Origin of the sequence: Microbacterium sp. CPCC 204701, from assembly GCF_004010105.1 — a bacterium.
Classification (GTDB): Bacteria; Actinomycetota; Actinomycetes; order Actinomycetales; family Microbacteriaceae; genus Microbacterium.
The window spans coordinates 1-2958 of sequence record NZ_RRYE01000356.1; the positions used below are offsets into that span (position 1 = coordinate 1).

Consider the following 2958-nt stretch of genomic DNA (forward strand, 5'->3'; position numbering starts at 1 on the left):
CGCGACGCGATACCGCGCGCGGGGCCGCTTCGACTCCGCGGCACGTGCGACGCGCTCGGCCACGTCGCGCGGCGTGCACGCGAGCCGCGCGCGTGGTCCCGAGTCCCACTCGAGCGTGAACTCGGTGATCCGGCGGTTGAAGTCGGCCCACACCGGCTCGACGGCGCCGGAGTCGCTGCGCCCCGCCGCCGCGTGCCCGAAGCCGGTCCGCACCATGCCCGGTGCGATCAGCGAGACGGCGACCCCGAACGGGCGCAGCTCGTAGCGCAGCGCATCGCTGAGCGCTTCGATCGCGTGCTTCGTCGCCGCGTACGACCCCATGCCGGGCATGATGTAGCGTCCGTTCATCGAGCCGAGGTTCACTATTCGGCCCCACCCCTGGGCGCGCATGCCCGGCAGCACCAGCTGCGTCATGCGCAGCATCCCGAACACGTTCGTCGTGAACATGCGCTCCACGCGTTCGAGCGGGAGCGTCTCGGTCGCGCCGAGCTCGCTGATGCCCGCGTTGTTCACGAGCACCCCGACGGCGCCCTCGCGCTCGACCACCGCCTGCACGGCCGCGACGCGCGACGCCTCGTCGGTCACGTCGAGCTCGAGGAGGCGGCATCCGCTCTTCTCCAGATCGGCGATCGTCTCGAGGCGCCGCGCCGTCGCGTACACACGTCGGCCCCGCGAGGCGAGGAGGGCTGCCGTCTCGCGTCCGATGCCGGTCGAGCAGCCGGTCACGAGCACGGCGCGCGAGATCCTCGTCATGCTTCACGTGTACCGGTTCGGACGCTCCGCGCGCAAGCACGGCGCGAGATCTCGTTCAGCCGGCCATCCGGGTGCAGACGTCGGCGAGCCGCGTCGGATGACTCCGCGGCTCGTCAGGCGCGTCGACGGTGAAGCCCATCCCGAGCATGCCGACGTACGCGGCGATCGTCTCCCGGCTGTCAGCGCCCGTCACGAGCACCGACGTCGCGGGGTCGACCGCCTCGACGACTCCGACGGCCGGGTCGATGCGCGCGATCACGCGGTCCGCGGGCGCGGCGATGCGCAGCCGCGCGTGCACCGCCGGACGGCGTCACCGCTCGCCGCTTAACCGTGGGCAACAAACGGGCCGATGCCGCAGCATCCGCCTACTCTCGCAACCATGACCGACCTCACCCTGCCGATCCTCGACCTGTCCCGCCTGGACGCCGGAGCGGAGGCCGCCGCGCGGTTCCGCGACGACCTGCGTGCCGCGACGCACGATGTCGGGTTCTTCTACCTCACCGGCACCGGCGTCACGCCCGAGCTCGAATCCCGGCTGCACCGCGCCGCGCGCGACTTCTTCGCACTGCCCGAGGCCGACAAGCTCGCCATCGAGAACGTCAAGAGCCCGCACTTTCGCGGGTACACGCGCATCGGCGGCGAGCGCACGCAGGGCAAGGTGGACTGGCGCGAGCAGATCGACATCGGCCCGGAGCGGGAGGCGGTGACCGACCCGGCTGCGCCGGATTTCGCGCGCCTCATCGGTCCCAACCTCTGGCCGGAGGCGCAGCCGGAGCTGCGGGAGGTCGTGTCGGAATGGCACGATCATCTGTCGGGCGTGGCCCGCAAGCTGCTGCGGGCGTGGGCGCTCTCGCTCGGCGCCCCCGAGAGCTACTTCGACGAGCACTTCGGGGAGCCGTCGACGCTCATCAAGATCGTGCGGTACCCCGGCAAGGCCGACCCGGCCCCACCGTCCCCAGGGCCCCTCCACGGATCGCCGGCGCGCTCCGCGGAGCCTCCGGTCGCGTGGGTCCAGGGCGTCGGCGCGCACAAGGACTCCGGCGTGCTCACGCTGCTGTGGGTCGAGCCGGGCAAGGGCGGCCTCCAGGTCGAGCGCGACCGCGAGTGGGTGGACGCGCCCCCGGTGCCGGGAGCCTTCGTCGTCAACATCGGCGAGCTGCTCGAGTACGCCACGCAGGGCTACCTGATCGCCACGAATCACCGCGTCATCTCGCCGCGGCACCCCGACGACCGCATCTCGGTGCCGTTCTTCTTCAACCCGGCCCTCGACAAGCGCCTGCCGCTGATCGACCTGCCGCCCGAGTTCGCCGAGCAGGCGAAGGGCCTGACCCAGGACCCGGCGAACCCGATCCACGCGCTGTACGGAGAGAACGCGCTGAAGTCTCGCCTGCGGGCGCACCCGGACGTCGCCGGGATCCACCACGCCGACCTCGTCGCGGCACGCGAGGCGGCCTCGGCCTGAGCCGTCTTGCACGGTGCGGGCGACCGGGCAAGGGGGTGCCGGAGCGCCGTCCGCACGCCTAGCGTGGCCGTCATGAGCGATGTCACGATCTTCGCGCCCTCCCCAACGCTCACCGTCACCGTCGAAGAGCACGGCGACGAGCCCGACATCCACCTCCACGCCGGCGGGCAGGGCGTGTGGCAGGCGCGGATGCTGCTGCGCCTGGGCGTCTCGGTGACGATGAGCTGCGCGCTCGCCGGAGAGGTCGGGCGGATGCTGCGGCACCTGCTCGAAGACGAGGAGATCTCGGTCGCCGGCATCGAGCGGCCCGGCAAGGGGTCGGCGTACGTGCACGACCGTCGCGGCGGCGAGCGCCGCCCGATCGCCGAGACGGAGGGCGAGCCACTCGGCCGCCACGACCTCGACGAACTGTACGGGGTCACGCTGCGCGAAGGACTCGCGTCGGGCCTCGCGATCCTCAGCGGTCCGGCGGGCGAAGAGGCGCTCCCCGCCGACACGTATCGACGTCTGGCCTCGGACCTGCGCGAGGGCGGCGCCAAGGTCGTCGTCGATCTGGCCGGCGAGCGCCTCGAGGCCGCCGTGGCCGGAGGGGTCGACGTGCTGAAGGTGAGCGACGAGGAGCTCGCCGAGGCCGGCCTCGCCGGCGATCGGTCGCCTGCGGGCCTCATGGCGGCGATGCGCGACCTGCGCGGGCGCGGCGCAGACGCGGTCATCGTGTCGCGCGCCACCGAGCCGCTCCTGCT

General features: G+C 72.7%; 4 protein-coding genes. 2 read left to right on the top strand and 2 right to left on the bottom strand.

Annotation, left to right across the window (positions count from 1 at the left end; genetic code table 11):
* Together EIO58_RS15270 and EIO58_RS15275 are read right to left on the bottom strand one after the other, a co-directional pair.
* Positions 1-753, bottom strand: a 753-nt coding sequence (locus EIO58_RS15270) for an SDR family oxidoreductase (RefSeq protein WP_164861759.1), incomplete at its 3' end; no start/stop codon positions are given.
* A gap of 55 nt (positions 754-808) precedes the next feature.
* Positions 809-1051: a hypothetical protein gene (locus EIO58_RS15275; RefSeq protein WP_205789318.1), complete on the bottom strand. Its 243-nt coding sequence runs from the start codon at positions 1049-1051 to the stop codon at positions 809-811.
* Between the two features lie 81 nt (positions 1052-1132).
* Here EIO58_RS15275 and EIO58_RS15280 point away from each other — a divergent pair, with 81 nt between their 5' ends.
* On the top strand, positions 1133-2215 hold the full coding sequence (locus EIO58_RS15280) for an isopenicillin N synthase family dioxygenase (RefSeq protein WP_127820232.1): 1083 nt from the start codon (positions 1133-1135) through the stop codon (positions 2213-2215).
* 72 nt (positions 2216-2287) lie between these two features.
* Positions 2288-2958 (top strand): PfkB family carbohydrate kinase (locus tag EIO58_RS15285; protein WP_127820233.1); only part of this gene is annotated, 671 nt, incomplete at its 3' end.